General features: G+C 63.2%; 23 protein-coding genes. 10 read left to right on the top strand and 13 right to left on the bottom strand.

All coding sequences use genetic code 11. From position 1 onward, the window contains the following. Window positions 1–5: 5 nt before the first annotated feature. Both P3T42_RS30160 and P3T42_RS30155 read right to left on the bottom strand, forming a co-directional pair. Window positions 6–1,067: an MlaA family lipoprotein gene (locus tag P3T42_RS30160; protein WP_074293902.1), complete on the bottom strand. Its 1,062-nt coding sequence runs from the start codon at window positions 1,065–1,067 to the stop codon at window positions 6–8. Then, the gene (locus P3T42_RS30155; protein WP_429308108.1) at window positions 1,064–3,691 is read right to left on the bottom strand and encodes an MMPL family transporter; all 2,628 of its coding nucleotides are present in this window, start codon (window positions 3,689–3,691) and stop codon (window positions 1,064–1,066) included. Before P3T42_RS30155 ends, P3T42_RS30160 begins: the two co-directional genes overlap by 4 nt. Window positions 3,692–3,868: 177 nt before the next feature. On the opposite strand from P3T42_RS30155, the gene P3T42_RS30150 reads away from it, so the two are divergent. Then, window positions 3,869–4,474, top strand: coding sequence for an MlaC/ttg2D family ABC transporter substrate-binding protein (locus tag P3T42_RS30150; RefSeq protein ID WP_074293900.1), 606 nt, complete (start codon window positions 3,869–3,871; stop codon window positions 4,472–4,474). Between the two features lie 767 nt (window positions 4,475–5,241). Here P3T42_RS30150 and ispH read toward each other — a convergent pair. Further along, the gene (gene ispH, locus P3T42_RS30145) at window positions 5,242–6,186 is read right to left on the bottom strand and encodes a 4-hydroxy-3-methylbut-2-enyl diphosphate reductase (RefSeq protein ID WP_074293898.1); all 945 of its coding nucleotides are present in this window, start codon (window positions 6,184–6,186) and stop codon (window positions 5,242–5,244) included. Between the two features lie 308 nt (window positions 6,187–6,494). Here ispH and hpnC point away from each other — a divergent pair, with 308 nt between their 5' ends. Continuing rightward, window positions 6,495–7,361 (top strand): squalene synthase HpnC, encoded by an 867-nt coding sequence (hpnC, locus tag P3T42_RS30140; RefSeq protein ID WP_074293897.1) that lies wholly within the window; start codon window positions 6,495–6,497, stop codon window positions 7,359–7,361. Next, window positions 7,361–8,536, top strand: a complete 1,176-nt coding sequence (locus P3T42_RS30135; RefSeq protein ID WP_074293896.1) for a glycosyltransferase — start codon at window positions 7,361–7,363, stop codon at window positions 8,534–8,536. Before hpnC ends, P3T42_RS30135 begins: the two co-directional genes overlap by 1 nt. A 113-nt stretch (window positions 8,537–8,649) precedes the next feature. On the opposite strand, the gene P3T42_RS30130 is transcribed toward P3T42_RS30135, so the two are convergent. Both P3T42_RS30130 and hpnA read right to left on the bottom strand, forming a co-directional pair. Beyond that, window positions 8,650–9,225: a hypothetical protein gene (locus P3T42_RS30130; RefSeq protein ID WP_429308107.1), complete on the bottom strand. Its 576-nt coding sequence runs from the start codon at window positions 9,223–9,225 to the stop codon at window positions 8,650–8,652. 114 nt (window positions 9,226–9,339) lie between these two features. Further along, on the bottom strand, window positions 9,340–10,350 hold the full coding sequence (hpnA, locus tag P3T42_RS30125; RefSeq protein ID WP_429308106.1) for a hopanoid-associated sugar epimerase: 1,011 nt from the start codon (window positions 10,348–10,350) through the stop codon (window positions 9,340–9,342). Between the two features lie 149 nt (window positions 10,351–10,499). On the opposite strand from hpnA, the gene P3T42_RS30120 reads away from it, so the two are divergent. Further along, on the top strand, window positions 10,500–10,796 hold the full coding sequence (locus tag P3T42_RS30120) for an acylphosphatase (RefSeq protein ID WP_074293893.1): 297 nt from the start codon (window positions 10,500–10,502) through the stop codon (window positions 10,794–10,796). A gap of 53 nt (window positions 10,797–10,849) precedes the next feature. On the opposite strand, the gene egtD is transcribed toward P3T42_RS30120, so the two are convergent. Continuing rightward, window positions 10,850–11,818 (bottom strand): L-histidine N(alpha)-methyltransferase, encoded by a 969-nt coding sequence (egtD, locus tag P3T42_RS30115; RefSeq protein ID WP_429308105.1) that lies wholly within the window; start codon window positions 11,816–11,818, stop codon window positions 10,850–10,852. 481 nt (window positions 11,819–12,299) lie between these two features. Between egtD and P3T42_RS30110 the strand changes: the two genes are divergently transcribed. Continuing rightward, window positions 12,300–12,542 carry a hypothetical protein gene (locus tag P3T42_RS30110; RefSeq protein ID WP_429308104.1) on the top strand — a complete coding sequence of 81 codons (243 nt, stop codon included), beginning with the start codon at window positions 12,300–12,302 and terminating at the stop codon, window positions 12,540–12,542. Here P3T42_RS30110 and P3T42_RS30105 read toward each other — a convergent pair. After that, the gene (locus tag P3T42_RS30105; protein ID WP_074293890.1) at window positions 12,505–13,050 is read right to left on the bottom strand and encodes a DUF962 domain-containing protein; all 546 of its coding nucleotides are present in this window, start codon (window positions 13,048–13,050) and stop codon (window positions 12,505–12,507) included. The genes P3T42_RS30110 and P3T42_RS30105 overlap by 38 nt on opposite strands. A gap of 104 nt (window positions 13,051–13,154) precedes the next feature. Here P3T42_RS30105 and P3T42_RS30100 point away from each other — a divergent pair, with 104 nt between their 5' ends. Further along, window positions 13,155–13,865, top strand: a complete 711-nt coding sequence (locus P3T42_RS30100; protein ID WP_429308103.1) for a Crp/Fnr family transcriptional regulator — start codon at window positions 13,155–13,157, stop codon at window positions 13,863–13,865. Between the two features lie 167 nt (window positions 13,866–14,032). On the opposite strand, the gene P3T42_RS30095 is transcribed toward P3T42_RS30100, so the two are convergent. The 5 genes from P3T42_RS30095 to P3T42_RS30075 all read right to left on the bottom strand — a co-directional run bounded on the left by P3T42_RS30095 (window position 14,033) and on the right by P3T42_RS30075 (window position 17,641). Then, on the bottom strand, window positions 14,033–14,428 hold the full coding sequence (locus P3T42_RS30095) for a hypothetical protein (protein WP_074293888.1): 396 nt from the start codon (window positions 14,426–14,428) through the stop codon (window positions 14,033–14,035). A 269-nt stretch (window positions 14,429–14,697) separates the two neighbouring features. Next, window positions 14,698–15,852 (bottom strand): glycosyltransferase family 4 protein, encoded by a 1,155-nt coding sequence (locus tag P3T42_RS30090; RefSeq protein ID WP_429308102.1) that lies wholly within the window; start codon window positions 15,850–15,852, stop codon window positions 14,698–14,700. A 255-nt stretch (window positions 15,853–16,107) separates the two neighbouring features. Then, a complete protein-coding gene (locus P3T42_RS30085) occupies window positions 16,108–16,368 on the bottom strand; it encodes a hypothetical protein (protein WP_074293886.1) in 261 nt (86 codons plus the stop codon). Further along, the gene (locus P3T42_RS30080) at window positions 16,361–17,110 is read right to left on the bottom strand and encodes a DNA/RNA non-specific endonuclease (protein ID WP_429308101.1); all 750 of its coding nucleotides are present in this window, start codon (window positions 17,108–17,110) and stop codon (window positions 16,361–16,363) included. Before P3T42_RS30080 ends, P3T42_RS30085 begins: the two co-directional genes overlap by 8 nt. A gap of 171 nt (window positions 17,111–17,281) precedes the next feature. Continuing rightward, on the bottom strand, window positions 17,282–17,641 hold the full coding sequence (locus P3T42_RS30075; RefSeq protein WP_074293884.1) for a DUF3564 domain-containing protein: 360 nt from the start codon (window positions 17,639–17,641) through the stop codon (window positions 17,282–17,284). 241 nt (window positions 17,642–17,882) lie between these two features. Between P3T42_RS30075 and P3T42_RS30070 the strand changes: the two genes are divergently transcribed. The 3 genes from P3T42_RS30070 (at window position 17,883) to P3T42_RS30060 (ending at window position 20,361) form a co-directional block, all read left to right on the top strand. Then, window positions 17,883–18,305, top strand: a complete 423-nt coding sequence (locus P3T42_RS30070; RefSeq protein ID WP_074293883.1) for a rubrerythrin family protein — start codon at window positions 17,883–17,885, stop codon at window positions 18,303–18,305. Window positions 18,306–18,410: 105 nt separating this feature from the next. Next, the gene (locus tag P3T42_RS30065) at window positions 18,411–19,751 is read left to right on the top strand and encodes a heterodisulfide reductase-related iron-sulfur binding cluster (protein WP_074293882.1); all 1,341 of its coding nucleotides are present in this window, start codon (window positions 18,411–18,413) and stop codon (window positions 19,749–19,751) included. 28 nt (window positions 19,752–19,779) lie between these two features. Next, entirely contained in the window at window positions 19,780–20,361 is a 582-nt protein-coding gene (locus P3T42_RS30060; protein ID WP_074293881.1) for a DUF3501 family protein, read from the top strand. A 92-nt stretch (window positions 20,362–20,453) separates the two neighbouring features. Here the strand turns inward: P3T42_RS30060 and P3T42_RS30055 are convergent, their stop codons facing one another. Further along, a complete protein-coding gene (locus tag P3T42_RS30055) occupies window positions 20,454–22,151 on the bottom strand; it encodes an acid phosphatase (protein WP_429308100.1) in 1,698 nt (565 codons plus the stop codon). Window positions 22,152–22,516: 365 nt separating this feature from the next. Between P3T42_RS30055 and P3T42_RS30050 the strand changes: the two genes are divergently transcribed. Continuing rightward, on the top strand, window positions 22,517–23,473 hold the full coding sequence (locus P3T42_RS30050) for an IclR family transcriptional regulator (protein ID WP_074293879.1): 957 nt from the start codon (window positions 22,517–22,519) through the stop codon (window positions 23,471–23,473). Window positions 23,474–23,647 lie beyond the last annotated feature (174 nt).

The following is a 23,647-nucleotide window of genomic DNA, read 5'->3' as shown; positions in this document are numbered from 1 at the left end:
GCTGGCTACTTGACCGGAACCGGCACAGCAACAGCAGAGGCGGCGGATGCAGCCGCCGCGGCTGCCGCTGCGCTCGCTGCCTTCGGCGAACTCGCGCTTACCGCAGGCTGGGCCGCTTGAGCGGCGTTACTGGCAGGGCTCGCCGGAGCCGCCGGCGCGGCGCTTGACGCCCCATTGGCCGGCGCCGCCGAATCGCCCGGATCCGTGTAGTTCGGCAAGTCCGCGGGTGCCGTACCCGACGCGCCATTGGCCGGTGCGGCCGGCGCCGACGTATCGCCCGGATCGGTGTAGTCCGGCAAACCAGCCGGCGCGGTACCCGACGCGCCCGGTGCCGTGCTTGCGCCGTCGGATGCGCCCGGATCGCCATAATTCGGCAGTGGCGCGGCGTTCGAACCCGAACCCCGGATCAGCGAGACACGTTGCTGCGTGTAAGCGTCCCGTACGAAGGAATACTTGTCGAGCGCGGCCGCCTGCAACAGGTCCGACGCACCGAGCAGGTCGGCACGCGCGCTGATGAACTGGGCGATGTACATCGGATTGCGCACCGCCGGCTTCATGTAGTGGATCACGTTGAAGCGGAAGTCGACGACGTAACCGGTACTGTCGCGCACCGAACTCGGACCGAACAGCGGCAGCACGAGGTAAGGACCGGCCGGCACGCCCCAGCGCCCGAGCGTCAGGCCGAAGTCCTCGTGGTGCTTCGGCAGTCCTGCGGGCGTGGCGAAATCGAGCAGCCCGCCAAGCCCGAACGTCGAGTTCATGGCGAAGCGCATGATGTCTTCGGTGGCATCGGTGATCTTCAACTGCAGCAGGTTGTTCGCCGCGTTGCCCAGGTCCCCGAGGTTCGAGAAGAAGTTGCTGATGGCCTGGCGGACCGGTTGTGGCGTGACCTTCTGATAGCCCCGCGCGACCGGCTGCGCCACCGTCCGGTCGAGCGCGTCGTTGAACTTGAAGATCTGGCGGTTCATCGGCTCCAGCGGGTCGCCGGGCTTGCGGTCGGGACCCGTCGCACACCCTGTGGCAACACCTGCAACGAGCAGGGCCAGGGCGGTGGTTCGCATCTTCATTTCGTGATTCCTTGCTTTTCTTTTGATGCGCGACGCGCGCGCGGCTTACCCATCAAGACGGGTTGAAACACCACGGCACCGATCAGTGTGCAGAAGAGGGAGAGCGCAAGCAGCCGCCCCATGCTCGACGTTCCCGGATGATGCGACAGCCAGAGGCTACCAAACGCAGTCGCGGTGGTAGCGGCGCTGAACATCACGGCGTGGGTGAGGCTCGACTGCAGCAGGCCGGTCTGCCCGTTGCGCCATGCCATGACAAAGTAGATCTTGAACGCGACGCCTACGCCCAGCATAAGCGGCAACGCGATGATGTTGGCGAAATTAAGTGGCATGCCGAACACAACGCACAATTCAAGCGTCACCAGCGCCGACACCAGCAGCGGGATCAGCGTGCGCAGCACGTCGCTCAGGCGCCGCAGCGCGAGCCACAGCAGGATGGTGATGGTCAGCAGCGCCCAGCCCGCGGCTTGCAGGAAGGCCTTGATGATGACGTCTGCGGAATGCAGGATCGAGATCGTGCCGCCGATCGCACCAGGCTCTGCGGCCTTCACGGCACGGGCGAAGCGGCGCAGCATCGCATCGTCGCCGGGGTCGGCGCCGGGCGCGACCTTGGGCGCGATATCGACGAGCGCGTGGCCGTCCGCCGAGACCCAGTCGCGCGAGATCTCCGGCGGCAAGCTGGCGCGCGTGATCTCAGTGGGCTGCAGCAGCGCGGCGAGTTGCGCAAGCGCGATCTTCAGCGTGCCGGCCATTGCGGTTTCGGCGCGGTCGCGTGTGGCGGGGCTAGCGGCGGCGAGCTTTTGCAGCGTCGCGGCAAGATGCTGGGCCTCCGCCGCGCCCGGACCCGGATGGTCCTCTGCTGCGAGCACCAACTGGTTTGCCGCGCGCTTCAATGCTGCGACGCGCAACGTGTCGCTCGACGGCGGCGCGGGCGTTTGCGTCAGCGCCGGCAGCAACTGCTGCGCCGCGCTATTGATCAGCAGGAGCTTTTGCGTCTGATCGGTGGGGATGAAGGTGCTCAACGTGGTGACGCGGCCCACTTCCGGCAGTTTCTTCAGATGCGCCTCGATCTGATCCGCCGCCGCAAGCGAAGGCGCCAGCACATGCACGTTATTGACCGCCGCTTCCGGCGAGTCCTTCAGCGAGAGCAGCGTTGCCATCGATTCCGTATGCGGATCTTTCAGATGCAACGGATTGAAATCGAAGCGCAGATGCGTGAGCAGCGGCAGGGCGCCGATCACGACCACGAGGGTGCCGATCAGCACGGGCTTGCGATTGCGGTCGAGAAAATCGTCGACGGGCGCCAGTTGCTTGAAACCCGGCGCGGCGGCTTCGCCTGGCGGGTTGAAGATCTTCAGGAGTGCCGGAAACAGCGTCATGTTGGTCGCATAGGCGACGAACATCCCGACGCCGGCGATCTGCCCCAACTCGGCCACGCCGCGGTAGGCAGTGGGCAGGAACGAGAAGAACGCCTCGGCGACCGCGACGGCGGCGAGCGTCAACGGCACGCCGATGGTGTGCGCGGTATTGACGAGCGCAGCGGACAGACGGTCGTCGCGATTGCGCTCTTCGCGGTACTTGACGCCGAACTGCACCCCGAAGTCGATCCCGAGCCCGACGAACAGCACCATGAAGGCGACCGAAATCATGTTGAGCGCGCCGACCATCATGAGACCGAGCGCAGCCGTGATGGCGAGGCCGACGAACAGCGTGATCAGCACGGCGACGATCATGCGTCCCGAGCGCAACGCGAGCCACAGGATGATCAGCACGACGACGAAGGTGATCATGCCGTTGAGCGCGGCGCCGTCCTGCACCGAGGCGAATTCTTCATCGGCGAGCGGCTGCTCGCCGGTCAGACGGATCGACGCGCCGTAGTGGGCGCCGAGGTCGAGCGATGCCGCGGTGGCGCGGATGTCGGCCGAGGCGCGCGCACCGGGTTCGAGCGCGCCGTAGTCGACCACCGGCTGCACGGTGATGAAGGCGCGCGCCGGGTTGGTGGAGACGTCCTTGTCGACGAGCGCGCGCCATGAGAAGGCGGCGGGCTGGCCGGCGAGTACACGGTCGAGCACGTCGGCGCTTTGCGAAAGCAGGTGGCTCATATCGCTGAGCTTCACCTGGCCGAGTTGCAGCGGCAGCAGCAGACTGGTGGTAAGGACGCCTGCGAGACCGGTCAGGCTGGGATCTTTGGCTAGCGCGTTGACGAGGGGACGCGATTGAACGAGTTGGCCGGTGGTGGACTGCACGTCATCGAGCGAGGGGAACAGCAGGCCGTTGTGCTCGAAGAACGAGCCGCCGGCCGGTTGGGTGACGGCGACGAATTCCTTGGACTGGCTTTTCAGCGCGGCGGTGAGGGCATTGGCGGCGGCGTCGGCGAATTCGGGGGCGCGGGCTTCGACGACGACGAGCACGGTCTGGCCGCGTTGGGGGAATGCCTTGTCGATGGCGTCGTCGAGGGAGGACCAGGCCTGATCGTTTTCGACGAGACGGCTGATGTCGGTATTGATCTTGAAGTGGGCGGCAACGTAATAGCCGCTCAGGACCGCGAGGATCAGCGAGACCACGATGACGCGCAGTGGGCGGCTCACCGACCAGGCGACGAGACGGACGATAGATGACTTCAGCATGTAGGGGAGTTGGGCCCTGTCACGGATGGCGTTTTTGGCATAAGGGCATAAGTATACCGAGGTGGGGCTGATTGGCTCAGGTTATGGGGCGCGGCTGAACGTCCAAAATCGGTATACTGGCTTTCAGCGTGGCCCAGCGGGTCATCCAGTGGTCATTTTTACTGTCCTGATGAGCTTATGAAACGTTATCTGTCTGCTTTTCTGGCGGCTGCGGTGGTTTCCACTACGGCTTTTGCGCAAGCTGCCCCTGATGCGGTGGTGAAGAACGCGGTTGAGGGCACGGTCAGCGCGATGAAGGCTGATCCCCAGGCGCGCGCGGGCGACATGGGCAAAATCACGCAGGTGGTGGTAACACATTTTGTGCCTGCTACGGACTTTCAGCGTACGACGCGGATTGCGGTGGGGAAGGCGTGGACCACGGCGACGCCGGAGCAGCAGAAGCAGTTGTACGAGCAGTTCCAGACGTTGCTGGTGAGGACGTATGCGGCTTCATTGGCGCAATTGCGGGATCAGGACGTGACGTTCAAGTTTGCGCCGGCTAGCGTCGTGGCGGGGGGCAAGGATGCCGTCGTGCAGTCGCATGTGATTAGCAATGGTGGGGATGATTCTGTCGGGTATCGGATGGAGAAGACGGATTCCGGGTGGAAGGTCTATGACATCGATATGATGGGCGCCTGGCTCATTCAGGTTTATCAGACGCAGTTTGCGGATCAGCTCTCTAAAGGCGGGGTTGATGGGCTTATTAAGTTTTTGACTGAGCATAATGCTCGGAGTGCGGGGTAGCATTTTTTGTTTGTCTGGCTGACGGCTTTTTTTGCCTGCGGCGCCTTGGTTTTGCGCTGTGGTCTTAGGGTGTTGGCCTTTCCTTGATTTCTTAGTGGTCTATTAGCTTCGCCCCTGTGCGGGGCAGCACTTACTTTCTTTGCCGCCGCAAAGAAAGTAAGCAAAGAAAGCGGGCTGCAACCGCCAGCCCGTAGTGAGCCACCTCTCATGTGACCACGAAGTGGTCCGAGACAAGACGGTCTCTCGCATTTCCCTCGTTCGTGACACAGCGCTCATCCATCCCGCTTCGCACTTCGTGCTTTGCGGATGGGTCCGCCTCGGATGGCGCGCCTTGCCGGAAGTGCCGGGCTAAGTAAACACTGCAGAACCGTCGGCGATTCCGCCGTTTCGGATTAGGGCTGGCCAGAGAAAGTTAGACATCCTACGGAACACGCAGAAGGCGCTATGCCTGACGGCGGGGCGCGAAGCGCGACGCTGGAGCGGATGAGTGCTTTGTCACTGAGGGGAATGGAGCGAGAACGGGTCTCGTGTTGGGCCGTTCCCGGTGGTAGACCGGGACGGCTCACTAAACGCTAGCGGTGTGAGCCCGCTTTCTTTGCTTACTTTCTTTGCGGCGGCAAAGAAAGTAAGTGCCGCCCCGCACAGGGGCGAAGCTAATAGACCACTAACAAAGCAAGGAAAGGCCAACACCCTAAGACCACAGCGCAAAACCAAGGCCCCGCAGGCAAAAAAAAGCCGTCAGCCAGACAAAACAAAAAACCTCGACCTTAAACTTCCCGAGCAGCAAGCGGCTGCATCAACTTAGCGGGCAGCTTAAACTCAACCTTCTCCTCGCGGCCGGCCATAGTGGTGACATCAACAGGCCCAAGCGCGCGCAGCGCATCAATAACGTTCTCGACCATTTCCTCGGGCGCGGACGCGCCAGCGGTAATCCCAACAGTCTGCACGCCGGCAAACCACTCCGCCTTCACCTCAGACCCATCGGCAACCAGATAACTCGCCACCCCGGTCTCGCTGCCAATCTCCCGCAAGCGGTTCGAATTCGAACTATTCGTCGCGCCCACCACCAGCAACACCTGAACCTGCGTGCTCAACTCGCGCACAGCCGCCTGACGATTCTGCGTGGCATAGCAAATATCCCGCGTATCCGGCCCAACGATATTGGTAAACCGCCGCAACAAAGCATCAATGATGCCCCGCGTATCGTCGACCGAAAGCGTTGTCTGCGTCACATACGCTAGCGGCGCGTCCAGCGGCAATTCCAGATGCGCCACCTCCGCCTCGCTCTGCACCAGCAACACCTTGCCCGGTATCTGACCAATCGTGCCCTCGACCTCCGGGTGCCCCGCGTGGCCAATCAGTATCAGTGTGCGGCCGGCCGCCACGTACTGGCGCCCCTGCACATGTACCTTGGTGACCAGCGGACAGGTCGCGTCGAGCACATCGAGCCCGCGCTGCTCCGCGTCGCGTTCGACAGTCTGGGCCACACCGTGCGCACTAAAAATCGCCACCGCGCCCTCAGGCACCTCGTCGAGCTCTTCGACAAAGCGCGCCCCCTTCTGACGCAGGTTGTCCACCACGTGACGGTTGTGGACGATTTCGTGACGCACATACACGGGTGCCCCGTGTTGCTGCAACGCGCGATCGACGATTTCGATCGCCCGGACCACCCCCGCACAAAAACCACGGGGTTGAGCAAGGATGACTCGCATAGGCTGCCGAACTCCGACTGACGCAGGTTTCGAGGAAGTCGATATAAACGACTTTATCGCCGCGACATTGATAATAATTGATGTCTAAAAACCGGCGCAAAGCCGGTAGACGAAAACCAAACGCGCATTCTAACGCTATCGGGCGCGCTTTGCTCTGGCCGATCCCCGTCCCAGGCGGCCTGTCGGGGCCGTCCAGCAGTCGTTGCACGCTGCAGTCGCGCTGCAGTCGCCCTGCGGAACCCTTAAACTATAGGGTCCTGCGGTTATTGCTTACAACCGCATTACCCTATGTATTCGAGGCTCGCCGTATGGAAGCCGATCACTACGAAAACTTACCGATCGCCAGTGTGCTGCTGCCGAAGGCGCTCCGTCTGCCCGTCGGCGTGATCTATCAGGTCGCCCGCACGGCCGCGGACATCGTTGAAGAAGGCGATTGGAGCGCCGCGGAGCGTCACGCGCGCCTCGCCGATTTCCGCGCCGGGCTCGACGCCGTGGCAAGCGGCCACCTCGCGCCCGTGCATCCGCTGCTGTTCGGCAAGCTGGCCGGCGTGGTCGCGCAGTATCAATTGCCGCTCGCGCCGTTCTACGACCTCGTCTCGGCGCTCGATCAGGAGATCGACACCACCCGCTTCGCCGACCAGCCGGCCCTGCTCGATTATTGCCGCCGCTCCGCGCACCCGGTGGGGCAACTGATGCTGCACCTGTTTAATGCGGCAACGCCGGCCAATCTGGCCGACTCCGATACGATCTGCACCGCGCTTCATCTGATCAATTTCTGGCAGGACATTGCGATCGACCTGAAAAGCGGCCGCATCTACCTGCCGCAAAGCGACCTCGAGCGCTTTAACGTCACCGAAGCCCGCATGACCAACGGCACCGCGGACGACGCATGGCGCGCACTGATGGCCTATGAGGTCGCTTACGCCCGCACCATGCTGGTCCGCGGGGCGCCACTCGCGCTGCGCATCCCCGGACGCGCGGGGCTGGTGCTGTGCGGCATTGTCCACGGCGGTTTGCGCATTCTCGAGCGCATCGAGCAGGCCGGCTATGACGTGTTCCGTCGCCGTCCGGCGCTCGACGGCTTCGACTGGTTTGTCGTCACAACGCGCGCGCTCGCAATGTGGCTGTCCCGGCGCGTCGGTGTACGCGTCACTTCGATTGAGGGCAACGCGTAATGCAGGTGGTTCTGTTTGGTCTGTCGTGTCTCTCCCTGTTGATCTGGTGCGTGCTGCTGTTTGCCCGCGGCGGTTTCTGGCGAGCCCGCCCCGCTACGCCGCTCGCGAACACGTCACGCGATGCGTGGCCGGCCGTCGCCGCCGTGGTGCCGGCCCGCAATGAAGCCGACGTCATCGCCGAGGCGGTCAGCACCCTGCTCGCGCAAGCGTACGCGGGGCCGTTCCACGTGATCGTGGTCGACGACCACAGCACCGACGGCACCGCCGACGCCGCCCGTGCCGCGGCGCTGGCGCTTCAATGTCCCGAGCGCCTGACGGTGCTGAGTGCCAAGCCGCTGCCGTCGGGTTGGTCGGGCAAGGTGTGGGCGCAGTCGCAAGGCATCGAAGCCGTGCGCACGCTTGGTCTGCCAGCCGACTTCCTCTTGCTGACGGACGCTGACATCGGCCATCCCACGGATGCCGTGACGCAACTCGTCGCTCGCGCCGACGCCGAACAGCGCGATCTGGTGTCGTTGATGGTGCGCCTGCGCTGCGATTCGTTCTGGGAAAAGGCGCTGATTCCGGCCTTCGTGTTCTTCTTCGCCAAGCTGTATCCGTTCTCGTGGGTCAACAACCCACGCAACAAGACAGCCGCGGCGGCCGGCGGCTGCATGCTGGTGCGGCGTACGGCGCTGGAAGAAGCGGGCGGCATCGAGTCGATTCGCGGCGAGCTGATCGACGATTGCAGTCTCGCCGCGCGCATCAAGCATCGTGGCGAGGGACGTCATCCGATCCGTCTGGATGTGGCGGCGCGTAGCGTCTCACTGCGTCCGTACGACAACTGGCGCGAGATCTGGAACATGATCGCGCGCACGGCCTTCACGCAGTTGCACTACTCCGCATGGCTGCTGGCCGGCACGCTGGCGGGCATGGCGATCATCTATCTGATCCCGCCGGTGGCCGCGCTGGAACTCGGGCCGCGCGGCTTGCCGGCGTGGCTCGCATGGGCGGCAATGTGCTGCGCGTATGCGCCGATGCTGCGCTATTACGGTCGCTCGCCGCTGTGGGCGCCGTTCTTGCCGCTGGTGGCGTTGTTTTATGTCGGCGCTACCTTTGCGTCCGCGGTGCGCTATTGGCGCGGCAAGGGCGGTCAGTGGAAGGCGCGCGTGCAGGCGCCGGTGCAACAGGATCGGTGAGTGGGCGGCGCGGTAGCCGAACGCGCACTCTGGGCGGCGTGCGAGGCGAAGGCCTTGCGCGCGGTCCGCAGCGGACCTCGCTCATAGCGGCGCACGAAGCGCCGCCTTTCGCATCAACGCTGCGTGAGTAGCGCGTACATCTGGATCACGTTATCCGGCGAGAACGTGAACGGCACCCAGCCGTGTCCGGTATGGCGCATGATCAGCAGGCGATCGCCGTTCGAGTGCTTCTGCACGGCCAGCGCGGGATTCTTCGTCGACACGAAGCGCCAGCCGGGCGGCACGCCCATCGCCGGCTCCGGCGTCATCGAGGCGCGCGCATTCGACAGTTCTTCGATCAACTGACCCACCTGCTCCGGATGGAGCGACACGGTCTTGCCGCCGATCGTCATGGTGATGACGTTCTGCGTGGGCCGGCCAATCGACAAGGTGGGCTTTTCTTCAGCCGGTGCAACAGCGGCGGCTTCGGTTGTTTCAGCTACGGTTTCGGCCTCGGTTTCTGCCGCCGCATGCGTTGCGGGCTCCGCCTGGGCCGGCGTGTCTTCGCTCGCGGTGATCGCGGCAGACACCTCTGGCGCTGCTGTTGCTGCGGGTGTCTCGGGGATGCTTTGGGCCTGCGGGGCCACGACAGCCTGAATGAGCTGATCGACGCCCACTTCAAGCGCGCCGAGCTGTTCGTGAAGGTTCATGCGAGGATTCTCTGGTAAGACCCGCGATTTTACCTGTTGCGCGCGGGCTTTGACCCGCCGCGGGTCGGACGACGTTGTAACAAAGTGCTTGCGGGTCCGTTGGGCGGTCCGTCCTCACGCCTTCAGATACCCCGCTTGCCTGAACCACTCGAGCGCATCGGCCAGCCCCTCGCGGTAGGGCCGCGCGCGATAGCCGAGCTCGCGTTCCGCCTTCGCGGACGTGAAGTACATCTTGTTCTTCGACATCTTCAGACCGTCGACCGTCACAAACGGTTCGCGCTTCGTGATCTTCGCGACCGCTTCCGCACCCATGGCGAGCGGGTAGAGCGGCCAGCGCGGCAAGCTGATGGTCGGAGCCTTGCGTCCGGTGAGCGCGGCGATATCGGCGAGCATCGTCTGCAACGGCAGGTTCTCGCCGCCGAGGATATAGCGCTCGCCGATCTTGCCGCGTTCGAGCGCGAGGAAGTGCCCGGCCGCGACGTCGTCGACATGCACGAGGTTCAGCCCGGTGTCGACGAAAGCCGGAATCTTGCCGAGCGCCGCTTCGACGATGATGCGGCCGGTCGGCGTGGGCTTCACGTCGCGCGGGCCGATCGGTGTCGAAGGATTGACGATCACGGCGGGCAGCCCGTCCTCGGCGATCATCCGCTCCACCGCGCGCTCGGCCAGCACCTTGCTGCGCTTGTAGACGCCGATGGCCTGCTCGGCCTTCAGCGGCGACGTCTCGTCGGCCGACTGGCCGGAGCTCGTCACCTTCAGCGTGGCTACGCTGCTGGTGTAGACAATGCGCTCGACGCTTTCCTTGAGAGCCGCGCGCATGGTCGCCTCGGTGCCTTCCAGATTCGAGCGTTCGATTTCGCCTGGATCCGGCGCCCACAGCCGATAGTCCGCGGCGACGTGCAGCAGATAGCGCACGCCGCGCAGCGCAACGCGCATCGACGCTTCGTCGCGCATGTCGCCGACGACGATTTCCGCGTTGAGCGCCTCGACATTGCGGCGCGGACTGGTGGCGCGCACCAGCACGCGGACGTTGAAGCCCTTCTGTTGCGCGATGCGCGCCACGGCCGAGCCGACAAAGCCGGAGGCCCCTGTGACGAGTACGAGATCGCGGTTCTGATCCATCATTCTTTTCCAATTCCCTGCGTGGCGGTCGTCGGATTGTACGTGGGGCGTGCACCGCGTGTCGCGTCGCGCGAGTCCAACGCGTTCCAGGCAAACTCGCCACGACGCGACTAGAATGCCGGCTTGAAAGATTTGCGTTAGGAGAGGACGGTATGACAGGCCCGGATCTGGATTCGCGGATCGAAACCTATTACGTGCGGGTTCGCGGCGTCGTGCAAGGCGTCGGTTTCCGTCACGCGACGGTGCGCCAGGCGCACGCGCTCGGCATCAAAGGATGGGTGGCCAACCTTGAGGATGGCTCGGTCGAAGCTATCTTGCAGGGATCGGCCAATCAGGTCGACCGGATGCTCTCGTGGCTGCGCCACGGGCCGCCGGCCGCCCGCGTGAGCGAAGTGGCCGGCGAAGAGCGCTTCACGGACAAACGTTACGAACGCTTCGAGCAGCACTGAGCGTGCTACGCGGCCACTGACGGCGCCGCAAGCCGTCAGTGCGTCATGCGCTCCTACTGCGCGACCAGCAGGCTCTCCGCAAAGCCCCACTCGCGTTCAACCCACTGATGGCTGCACGCGAAGCCGGCGTCGTCGGCGATCGCGGGGACTTCTTCGGCGCGGTACTTGTGGCTGCTTTCGGTCCAGACCGTTTCGCCTTCCTCCAACGTCACCGTCAATTGCGCGGCCCGGATATGGGCGGTGACCGGACGGCGCGCGCGCAGATGCATTTCAATGCTGCGTGCGTCGGGGTTAAAGCGCGCTACGTGCTGAAACGCGTCGAGCGGAAAATCGCCGCCCAGTTCGCGGTTGATGCGCGCGAGCAGATTCAGGTTGAAGGACGCGGTGACGCCGATCGCATCGTCGTACGCGGCCACCAGGACCGGGACCGGTTTCTCCAGATCGGTGCCGAGCAGCAACGCGTCGCCGGGGGCCAGCATGCTGCGGATGGCGCGCAGAAAGCGCGTCGCCGCGAGCCGGCTGAAATTGCCGATCGTGCTGCCGAGAAACAGCACCAGCAGACGCTCGCCGGATGCGCGCTTCTTGCTGACTTCGGCGAGACCCGCCAGGTAATCGCGCTCATAACCGACAATCGAAATGCGCTCGATGTCGCCCAGCTCGCGCCGACACAATTGCAACGCGGTGCGCGAAATTTCAATCGGGCAGTAAGAAGTGGGCCGCTTTTTACACAGCGCTTCAAGAATCCGCCGCGTTTTGCGGCCACTGCCGCTGCCAAGTTCGGCGACAGTGACGTCGTGCGGAAGCTGCGCCACGATGTCCGCGGCGTGCTTCGTAAGCAGGCGTTCCTCTGCGCGCGTCACACCGTATTCGGGCAGCACCGTGATCACTTCGAACAACGCAGAGCCGACTTCGTCGTACAGATACTTGGAGGGCAACTCCTTCTGCGGCGTGTGGGTGAGTCCGGCGCGAACCTCGGCGGCGAAATCGGGCGAGACATCCTGCGATAGGGCTGGCTGAGTCATGCTTGCTCCGTTTTTCACGTTCTGGTGACGGTTTTCTGTCAGGGACTGGGTGTTGGTGTGCGCGACATTCGACTGCGTCGCACACGTCCAGGACGAGCGGACTTCGGGTCCGCATGGATGGCGTATTCGCCGGACAGGCCGGGATGATCAAGCAAGAACTGCGCTTGCGCGCGCTTCCTGCGGCGGCGTGCTGTGAGATCGGCGCACGCGTGAAGTTATGTTCTAGTTCATCGCAGACCGTCGTGCACGACTAATTGCCGGCGCGCGCGGCGTCTCGATGTCAACCCGTCTGGAATGCCGGCTTGCTTCATCAAATTGAAACGAATGACGAATAGCAGCGCCGTACACGATGCGCTGCACGCTTGAGAGACCGACTTCCCATGACACCACATTGCGCCGCGTTGCTTCGCGCAACGTGGCCCGCGCATGCGTGCGAGCATGCCGCGCTCGCCGCATCTGCTGCCCCGAGGCCGTCTGTCCCATGAACCAGTATGAACCTGGACGCGGAATCGCGCTTTCCGCGTGCGCGTCGACGCTGTTCGCGTTGCGGCAGCGCTTACCGTTGCTAAGGCAACTGGTTGCGCGTGCCGTGAGCGAGCCGCGCGTGGGTCTCGGGTTCGCCGTCAGCGCGGCGCTGCTCGGCGCGCAACTGTGGGTGTTTGATTGGGCCCACGCGGCAGGACGCGTTATTGCCCATGGTGCGCTGCCGCACGGTCCGGATTGATGCGCGTAGCACCCACTTCGGCTTCGATCGCGTGCTGCAGGGCCGGGCGCCAGCCAAAACCGAACAACACTTCGGCCAGCACAAACAGCGGACCGATCAGCAGACCGACGAGATCGTCGACGAAAGCCGGCTTGCGATGTTCGTAAGCCATGTGGCCGACGAACTGAAACACCCAGCCGACCACAAAGAGGCCAACGCCGGTTGCGAGCCAGGCCAGCGTGGATTGCGCGGCGAGCCACTGGCCGCACGCGAGGCATAGCGCCGAGAAGACGACCATCATCAGGCCCAGCGACACATCGAGCACGAGATAGTAGAGCGTCGCCACTACAAACAACACCCATGCGGGCGAGAGTGGCATCGGTAACGCGGCCACCATCCATGCAGGACGGCTTAGCAGCACCGCAAGCGCCAGCACGATCATCGGGATGCCGACGAAATGCGTGGCGATATTGCGCCGGTCACGGTGGTAGGCCGCGTACTGGGTCAGTTGCTGGGTCAGCGTTCTCATGGGTGACGCTCCTCGATGAAAGTCATCATAATCGCGGTCAAGCCGATTTCAAACCTTCGGGTAGCCGACAATCTCCGCATTTCAGTTTCGCACGGTGCCAGCCTATGAGTTCGTCTTCTCCCATGAATGAGCCGCTTGCGGTGCTCGGACGCAGCGCGTGGTTTCGCACCGCACCCGAGACGTTGCGCACGCAACTGGTCCAGCTTGGTCGCATGGAGCGCCTGCAGGCAGGCGAGCGCCTGTTTATGCGTGGCGACCCTGACGACGGACTCTACTGCGTACTGGATGGCCTCATGCGCATCAGCGCCGCGAGTTTCGCCGGCAAGGAGGCGCTACTCGCAGTGATCGAGCCGGCCAACTGGTTCGGTGAGATCGCGCTGTTCGACGGCGGTGCGCGAACGCACGATGCGTATGCCGAACGCGATTCGCTCCTGTTTCACTTGCCGCGCGCGGAACTGGTGGTGCTGCTCGAGCGCTCGCCGCAGTACTGGCATTGTTTCGGCTTGCTGTTGACACAAAAGCTGCGTCTTGCGTTCGACGCCATTGAAGAAGCCGCGCTGTTGCCGGCGGCACAGCGCATCGCGCGCCGCTTGCTGCTGATGGCCGGCGGCTACGGCGAGCCGGGCGTGTTGCGGCGTGTGCTGAAGGTGCCGCAAGAAGATCTCGCGATGATGCTGGCGCTGTCGCGGCAAACCATCAATCAGGTTCTCAAGCAGTTCGAGGCACAGGGTGCGGTGCAACTGCGGTATGCGGAAATCGAAATCGTCGATGCGAAGAAACTCGCGGCGCAGGCCGATCCTGCGGCGAATGCCTGAAGCGCATTCCTGAGGCGAATAAAAGCACGTAAGCCCAAAATAATTCGCCATGCTATCTATCAGACGCCAAACAAAAAAAGCGAGTCCAAGGACTCGCCCTCCCCAACGGCATATTCGGCTTCGACTATAACGACACAGCGGCCGGATTGTGCCGACGACCGATCACCTTAATTGGTCTTGGTGGCGTCGGTCTTGGCGCCGTCGGTTTTGACCGGCGCAGTGTTGGCCTCTTTGCTGCTATCCCCCGTGGCCTTGGTCTTTTCGGTGCTGGCAACTGAAGCATGTTTCGTCTTGCTAACTTTATGCGCCTGAGTCTTTTGTACGCGAGCGGCGCCGCTCTTCTTGGCGTGAACCTTCGCTTCGGTTTTCTCGGTGGACGTGCTGGCTTGCTTGGCCGCTGTGTCGGTCTTCGCCGCATCCGTGGACGTGGCGCCGCCAGCCTTGAGATTGGCCTGGCCAGCCGCTTGAGTTTGTTGATCGCCTGACATCGCCGGTGCAGCAGTTTGTGCGAAGGCCGTCGAAACGAGCAGGGCGGACGCGAGCGCAGCGAAAATGGTCTTCATGGTCTAACTCCTTATGTCGCGGCTGAAAAGGTTCAGCGCTGCCGGTTTAACGCTAGCCGGATCACAGGAGTTGACGCTGCTCTGGTGACAAAACGTAACCGCGGAAACAAACGCTTCCAGGAAGAATGAAGATGCATCCACACCTCACAGGTGTGACGATTTAAGTCTTCCTTAAGAAATGGAGAAGCGCTGTGCTGAATATGGAAGGGGGAAGTGAGAAATAATACGGATTGCAAAATGAAAACGGAAGCCGGGAAGCTGCCGATTCGTCAATACGCCTCTATGGCATCCCGGTAGACCCGGGCGATCTGGGCCGCCACCACCGAATGATCGAAATGCTTGCGCGCATAACGGCGGCATGCATCGGCGCTGGGCATGACACGTACGCCGAGCAGTGCATCGGCGATACCGGTGCCGAGCGCCTTGTAATCGCCCGACGGCAGCACGAGGTGATCCGATAGCGGCGCCACCGCTTCCGCGGCACCGCCAACGGCCGTCACCAGCGCTGGCGTGCCGGCGGCAAGCGATTCGATGGCCGTCAGTCCACAGTCTTTCATGGCGACGGTCGGTACGACCGTCACGTCGGCGGCGCGATAGTACTGCGCCAAGGCATCGTCCGCGACGAAGCCCGCGAGACGCACCTGGTTCTCCAGGCCGCGCGCGACGATGCGTGCGTAAAGCATGTCGAACTCCGGTCCGGCGCCGGCGATGACCAGAAACACGTCGCGCACGGTCAGCTTGACGACAAAGATCGCATCGATCAGGTCCTCGAGTCCGATGCCCGGCAGGAGCGGTCGCACGCACAGCAGAACCGGCCGGTCCTGCGGTATCGCGAGACGCTTGCGCGCCTGCTTTCGGGTGACGCGCAGCGCAAAACGCGCGGTATCGACACAGCCCGGCACCACGCGGATCCTCTCTTCCGGTATCCGGTAGCGCATATGCAGGAGGTCGCCGGACTCGCGCGACAGCACGATATGCCGCGTGCCGCCGCGATACACCATTCGCTCCAGACCGTAACGCAACGGGCTCAATAAAGCAGCTCCGCGCTCGGCACTATGCTCGTCAACCCACGAGCCATGAAAATGCACGACGCGCGGTACTTTGCCGAATTTGCCGAGCGTCGGCGCGGCGTGCGGGGCGAAGTGCAACGCGACGACGTCGGGTTTGCGTTCCGGTTCGGGCGTGCCTGGCCGCGCGGAGTTTCGCCGCAGCATCCGGCCGAGATTCGCCTGCGCATTGACGAAGGTCTGCAGCGTGGCACTGGAGGAGGCTGGCGCGGTCGGCACGACGGTGCGCGGATCGCGTACGTTGACACCTTGGCTGGGCAAAGCCGCGGCCATTGTCTGAAGCATTCGGTCGAGGCCGTCGGGGCGCGCCAACGGGCGGCGCATGCCGATTTGCAGAGAGTCAATCGGCGCATTCATGATTCGGTCCCTTCATCACTACCCTTGCAGCCTGTTTGGCGGAGAGGCCCGGCTGAGGCTCGGCTAAGGTTCGGCCCAAGCGGGATCAGTGGAAGGTACGTCCGCAAAACGTGCGCTTCTGTGTGGTAGCGCACTTAACGCTTTGCGGAATCGGGGGTGATGGCCGTTTTTCGCTGTTGACAGTCCGAAACGCTCCGGTCGCGAGGCGGCACGCAGGCAGCGACGCACCGCCGTACTGATACGTCTAAGGAATGGTCAATTGAACGGATTGTCGACGCTGCCGGGTTTGGCGTCGGGTTCGTCCTTGATCCGCTGAGGCAGGTCAGCCTGCGCCTGCAACGCGCTGACAATACTGTCGAGCGCCTGTTTCAACGCGAGCGCAGCCTTCAGGCCGCGTTGGTCCTTCGTCAGCGCCAGCGTGCCGCTCAGCGTGACGCGCGTCGTGCCGTTGCTCACGGTGAGCGCGTCGCCCTGAATGTTGAGGACGTCGTCGTCGTTCGAGAAAGCGTTAAACACCTTTGAGTCCTCCTGGACGCTGATCCTTCAACGACTCGGGAATGCCGGGAAAGCGGATGCCGCTCGTCGCTTCGAGTTCGTGAACGGTGGTGAGGGTGTAGCGGTTAGTCGAGACATTGTCGACCACGACGGCAAACGCCATCTGCTTCGACGGCACGTACACGAGCTTGAACAACTGCGTCGGCACGAAGACGCGCGTCGCTCCGATGGTTTGCAACTGCTCGCCGCTGAACATCGGGCCGGTCACGACGTACGTATCGTCGTCCCGAAGCGCGATGTTGCGCACGGCGGTTTCGATGCGTGCCCAGAGGCGCTGATTGTTCTCGCGATTCTGCGGCACGACGTTCGCCAGCGAAAACGATTGCGCCATCGCCTGCGGATTCCAGCGGTTGCCGGCAGGGCTCATGTGGCCGCGATCGTAGCCGCTGCGTTTGTAGTCGGCGAGCGTTGCGCCTTCGCCGTCGGGCAATCGCGCGTCTTCGAAAAACTTGTTGGTGCGCACCATGTCCTGCGCGGCTTCAATGTGGTCGCGCGTGAGATGTTCCGCGGACCACAGCGGGCCATGCGTGATACCCGAATGCAGGACGGCGAAGTCGGCGTAGCAGAGCATGCGCGTCTTCGGCGCCATCTTCGGATTGACCAGCACCGGCCACTGCGCGTTGGGCGTGAATTCGGTGCAGGAGGGTGCCGCCATCGCGTGAGCCGCGACGACGAATAACAGCGAGGCAAACCACTTCTTCATGAGTTGGACATCGAAGGAAACGGGGGGGGGCAAAAGTATAGCGTCGCCCGCGGGGTTTCAGCGAGTGTTGTCCGAATGCGGTAGGCAAACGCGCCCGCCGCATTGCAGCATGCGCGGAAGAAGAAAACTGGTCGACGACCTGGCCCGCTTATCTAAGGCGTATATCGACGCCTAGTTGTCGAAGATGCGATGTTCCGCGTGGACCGGTTGACGGTCGACAGCTTGCAAACGCCAATAACCGGTCGCCGGCGCCCGCGCATGGACAGCGGTCCACGCGGCCGAGCCCTCGGCGGAACTCACGCGTTGCTTGCGGTCGACGTGCAGGCCGCGCAGCGTACAGAGCGGCGCGTCGGTACTCGGCGCACAAAGCGTCGTGACACCGTCGGTGTCGTGCATTTCGCCCCACGGGGGCAGATCGATCCCTTGATGCGCTTCTCTCGACCACCGGCGCTCATCGGTGTCGAGCCATAACACAGCGTAGTCGTGATTGACGGTGGGATCGGAACCGTTGATGAGAATCGTCAAACGCATGGCAGTTCCGTTACACAGAGTGCGAAGTGATGCACTACCAGTCTAGACGGAGGCTCGCGTTATGCAAGGTCAACGACTATCGACGGCATTGAAAAACACAATTGGGGAACGTCTGCCGCAGCTTCTAGATTTAAAGATGCGGCGCAGCCACGCGCGTCTGCCCGGCAGCTACCCAGACGATCGCTCGTCTACCTCGCGCGCCCCACAATATCGCTTGCTATAAGCTTGCATGGAGGCTCAGATGTCGCAACTCAAGGGTTCGAAGACCGAGGAGAATTTGAAGGCAGCATTCGCCGGCGAATCGCAGGCGAACCGTCGTTACCTGTATTTCGCAGCCAAGGCCGATGTCGAGGGTCAGAATGATGTCGCGGCACTGTTCCGCTCGACCGCCGAAGGCGAAACCGGTCACGCGCACGGCCACCTCGAATATCTGGAAGCGGTAGGCGACCCGGCCACCGGACTGCCGTTTGGTTCGTCGCGGCAAAATCTGCAGGCGGCGATTGCCGGCGAAACCCACGAATACACTGACATGTATCCGGGAATGGCGAAGTCGGCGCGCGAAGAGGGCTTCGACGAAATCGCCAACTGGTTCGAAACGCTGGCAAAGGCCGAACGCAGCCACGCCAATCGTTATACGAAGGCGCTCGAAGCACTCGTCGACTGACACGATACGCAGCGGCGCAAGTGCCGCCTCATTGAAACAGGCCATGGGAGCTTGCGGAAAGGGTCCGCAGGCTCCCGTTCGTGTGCATTCAAGGAGTCTGACTCCATGCCCCACAAAGAAGGCAGCCTCGAGGCGCCCACCCGGCATCCGCTCGATTGGCTTTCGGATGCGTTCTACGATCAGGAGGCGCTTGACCAGGAGCTGGCGCGCGTCTTCGACATCTGCGCGGGGTGCCGCCGCTGCGTCTCGCTGTGCGGCGCGTTCCCCACGCTGTTCGATCTCGTCGACGCCACGGATACCGGCGAAGCGCATGAGGTCGACAAGACCGAGTTCGGCAAGGTGGTCGATCAGTGTTACCTGTGCGACCTCTGCTACATGACCAAGTGCCCCTATGTTCCACCGCATCCGTGGAATGTCGATTTTCCGCACCTGATGCTGCGCGCCAAGGCTGTCGATTACAAAAAGGGCGACGTCAAACTGCGCGACAAGTTTCTCTCGAACACGGATGCGCTCGGGCACTTCGCCGGCATTCCGGTGGTCACGCAGACGGTGAACGCGGTGAATCGCACGGCGGCGGCGCGCGGCATCATGGAGAGCGCGCTCGGCGTCGACAGGAACGCCTGGCTACCCGATTTTGCGCCGCGCAAATTTCGCAGTGCCGCAAAGAAATCGCCGGCCACTACCCAAGTGCGCGATGGAGAGCGCACCCCCGGCAAAGTGGCGATCTACGCCACCTGTTACGTGAATTTCAACGAGCCGGGGATCGGCCACGATCTGCTCGCCGTGCTCGCACACAATGAGATTGCTTACGAACTGGTGAAGAGCGAGGCATGCTGCGGCATGCCGTTGCTCGAGCAGGGCAACCTGCAGGGCGTGGCCGATAAAAAGGCCAAGAACCTGCCGGTGCTCGCGAAATACGCGCGTGAAGGCTACGCGATCATCGGCGCAATTCCGAGTTGCGTGCTGATGTACAAACACGAGTTGCCGCTGATGTTCCCGGACGACGCCGACGTGCGCGCCGTCAGCGAGGCGTTTTGGGATCCGTTCGAGTACTTCGTGTCGCGTCATCGTGACGGACTTCTCAAAACCGACTTCAAGACCGCGCTCGGCAAAGTGTCGTATCACGTGCCGTGTCACGCGCGGGTGCAGAACATCGGTCGTAAAACATCCGAGACCCTGGCGCTGGTGCCGGATACCCAGGTCACCGTAGTCGAACGCTGTTCCGGGCATGCCGGTACGTTCGGCGTCAAAAAGGAGTTCCACCGCACGGCGATGCAGATCGGCACGCCGGTCTTCAAGGCGATGGCGCAGCCGCATCCCGACTACATTTCGTCGGATTGCCAGCTGGCAGGCCATCATATCGAACAGGGGCTCGACGAAAACGGCCTGTCGAAAGGACAGCTTGCGCATCCGCTCACGCTGCTGCGCAAGGCCTACGGCCTCTGATAACCCTCACTGACTGGAAGGACTCCTGATGAGTATCGCCCGCAACTCGCTGTTGTCGCTCGAGAACTATTCGAAATCGCGCATCGCGATGCGCGCCCGGGTGATCGAGCACAAGAAGGATCGCACCGTGCCGCTCGGCAACCATGTCACGTTCCTGTTCGAAGACGAAACGACGATCCGCTATCAGATTCAGGAAATGCTCCACATCGAGAAAATTTTCGACGAGGACGGGATTCAGGGAGAGCTGAACGCGTATTTGCCGCTGGTGCCGGACGGCAGCAATCTGAAGGCGACCATGCAGATCGAGTACGAAAACGAAATCGAACGGCAAGCGGCGCTGGCGCGGCTGATCGGCATCGAGGACCGGGTCTTCATGCAGGTGGAGGGCGAGCCGCCGGTCTATGCGATTGCCGACGAGGATCTGGAACGCGACAACGATCAGAAGACCTCAGCCGTGCACTTCGTACGCTTCGAATTCACGCCGGCGATCAAAGCGCGGCTACGCGACGGGGCGGCGTTGCAGATCGGCTGCGACCATCCGAATTATCCGGTGCCCACGCAAACCATCGAGCCGCGAGTGCGGGCCGCGTTAGTGAAGGATCTCAACTGAGCGTGGGTCACCGCGGAGGCGAGTGCCCACTTACCAGTTTACGCGCATAAATTCACGGCCCCGCCTGAGTCAGCGGGGCCATCACATCCATCTCAAGCGAGATCGAGCGTTCCGGTTAGATCGCCCAACGGCGCAAGACCGTTTTGCGCGAATGCGCGGTCCCGTGCGACCACTCCTTCAAGCGGCGCCAGGCCGTGCACCCGGCTAATGAAACGCAGGATCGAGTTGGTATCGTAGACGGTGTGATCCACGTAGCCCTTTTTCGCCAGCGGCGAAACCACCAGCGCCGGAATGCGCGATCCCGGCCCCCAGCGGTCGCCCTTCGGCGGCGACACGGGATCCCACCAGCCGCCGTTTTCGTCGACAGTGACGATCACCACCGTATTCGCCCATTGCGGCCCGCGCTGCAGATGCTCGATTACCGTGGCGATATGGCGATCGCCCGATTCGACGTCCGCGTACCCCGCGTGCATGTTCAGATTGCCCTGCGGCTTGTAGAACGTGACGGCAGGCAGGCGGCCGGCTTCGATATCGGCGATCAGGCGGTTGGTGGAAGCGTCGTCGCCCACGCCGGCATCGCGCAGATGCTGACGGCGCGCGTCGGTGCCCGGCGCGTAGCTGACGAAATAGTTGAACGGCTGATGGTGGTACTGGAAGTCGGGCACATCGCCCGTGTCGTGATGATTGAGCGCGTATTGCCACGCCCCGGCGTACCACGCCCAATCGACGCCCTTGTCCGACAGGCGGTCGCCGATCGTCGCGTAGTTTTGCGGCGGCAGCACGCGCGGATTCGACGGATCGGCAAAGGCCGGATTGCCGCCGGCCGCCGGCGCGACGAAGCTCGGCTGGTACGGCGGCGCCATGGTGTTGACGGCGTAACCGTCGGGCGTGAACAGGCCGTCGTTGACGAACTTGGGCGGGCCGTCGAGCGCCGACGCCGGCGAAGTCGAGGCAAGCTTCAGCCGCGCACCGATCGGATCGTCCCCTTCGACCACGGACACAAACGCCTTGGCCGCGCTGGTATGCACGTCCGGCACCAGCGGCGCTTGCGCGGAGATCAGGAAGATATGGTTCAGCCATGAGCCGCCGAAGGCCGCCATGAAGAAGTTGTCGCACAGCGTGTACTGCTGGGCGAGATTCCAGATCCGCAGGGTGTCGGCGGAATTGCGGTAGTGCCCCATCACCAGCCCGCCGGAATCGGCCCACGCGACGAACTGGTTGTTGCGCCCGGCGTTGATCTGCATCTGGTTCTGATAGAAGCGGTGCCACAGATCGCGCGTGATCACGCCGTTCGGCAAAGGCGCGCCCTGCGCATCGGGAATCCGGAATGGCCGGTTGTGCAGATCGACAATCGCGTTCTCGCCGATCATATAGCGCTTGCCGTCCACTTCCTGCGCCTGCGGGACGAGTCCGCCCCAGATCTTCGGCAACTGCGGCAGCGGCGTTTTGCCGTCGCGGTCGAGCTGCACATAACGTTCTGCCGGTACCGCATCGAGCGGATGCTGCACGCCTGGGAAATTGCCATACAGATTCGCAAAGCTGCGGTTCTCGGCGTAAATCACCACGATATGGCGCACCTGGTCGTGCAGCGCGGCGTCGAGCCGGAGGTCGGCGGCGCTCTTCGGCGTGGCCGCCGCCTGCTCTTCCGTATTGCAGCCGGCGAGCGCGAGTCCGAAACCAACCGCCGCGATGCCGGTGAGGACCCGGCGGCGTTCAGGATTGTCGGGGCTGTCGTCGTTGCCGAGCTCCGGGTTCGCGTGCGGTACGGGCAAATCGTCCTTCTGATTCATTGGCTAGATCCTCAGGTCGGGGCTGCTTGTGCGGGCCCGGTGATCCGGGTCGCATGGCAGCGAGTACTTTGCGTTTTGTTTTCGTGACGTTGTTGCGGAAGCAGTGAAACGTGTTCGTCGACGATCTGCTAATGATGGCGCTGCACATGTTCTTTTTGTGTGTCAGGCGCGTTTCGCACGTGCGGATAGCGGTTCTTTGTGGTCGCGATTGTCGATGACCGCGGCGGATACGGTCAAGGCATGACCGGCGGCGCGTTCCCTGAAGCCGTCACGGCGCGCCCTGCCAGGCGCGAGGCTAAATTTCCGCACGACGCTTCGCGCTATCATGCTGACCTATAGACGATCAGTACGAACCACAGCCGCATATGGCAAAAGAAACCATGACAGGAGCGGGACGCAAACCGGCCAGGCCGCGCGGCGAGACGCCGACGGCTCAGGACGAGGCCGCGGTTCCCGTCGACCTCAACGAAACCGCCGACGAAGAGAGCGCTGGCGGCTCGACCTACCTTGTGCCTGGCCTCGAGCGGGGCTTGCGTATCCTCGCGGAATTCACCGCCCGTGAGCCGGTGCTCGGTGCGCCGGAGTTATCGAAGCGCATCGGGATTCCTCGCACGACCACCTTCCGCCTGCTGCAGACGCTGGAAGCGCTCGGTTTTCTGGAGCGCGTAAACGGCGACCGTCATTTCCGGCTGGGCGTCGCGGTGTTGCGGCTGGGCTTCGAGTATCTGAGCTCGCTCGAATTGACCGACGTCGGCACACCGCTTCTCGAACGTCTGCGGGACGCGACCGGACTCAGCACGCACCTGCTGATTCGCGATCAGCGCGACGTCGTGTTCGTTGCGAAGGCGCAGGCACATGATCCGATGTTCAGTTCGGTCAAGGTGCACGTCGGCACGCGTTTGCCGGCGCATGCCACCGTGCATGGTCAGGTGTTGATGGGCGATCTGAGTTACGAGGAATTGCGCCAGCTTTATCCTGAGCCGCAACTCGAACGCTTTACGGACCGCACGCCTGCCACGGTCGAAGAACTGAACGAGCGCGTGCGCGAAAGCGCGGCGCTGGGTTACGCGGTGAGCGAGGCGTCGTTCGAGCGGGGCATTTCTGTGGTCACGGCGCCGGTGCGCGACCAGACCGGTCGCATCGTGGCGGCGTTGACGGTGACCGTGCCGCGTTCGGATATCGGCGATGCGGGCGAACGCGAGCCGCTGATTGCGTCGGTGTGCAATGCAGCGGTCGATCTGTCGACGCGCCTCAACTACCGTCCACAGCCGGACGATCCGACTGTCGCAGCGGCACGCCGCAGTTCTGTGACGGCCAACTAAACATATAGGACGCCGCGCCGCGTCGTGCTGCGCCGTCGCCGGGCTGGGGCGCATTGCATTGCATCGCGACGTCGCCCCCGCCCAAGCCCAAGCCCAAGCCCAAGCCCAAGCCCAAGCCCAAGCCCAAGCCCAAGCCCAAGCCCAAGCCCAAGCCCAAGCCCAAGCCCAAGCCCA

Source organism: Paraburkholderia sp. GAS38 (assembly GCF_050434965.1).
In the GTDB taxonomy this organism is placed as follows: Bacteria; Pseudomonadota; Gammaproteobacteria; order Burkholderiales; family Burkholderiaceae; genus Paraburkholderia; species Paraburkholderia phenazinium_A.
The sequence above is the reverse complement of the archived record's forward strand: the minus strand, read 5'-3'. Positions and strand labels throughout refer to the sequence as shown.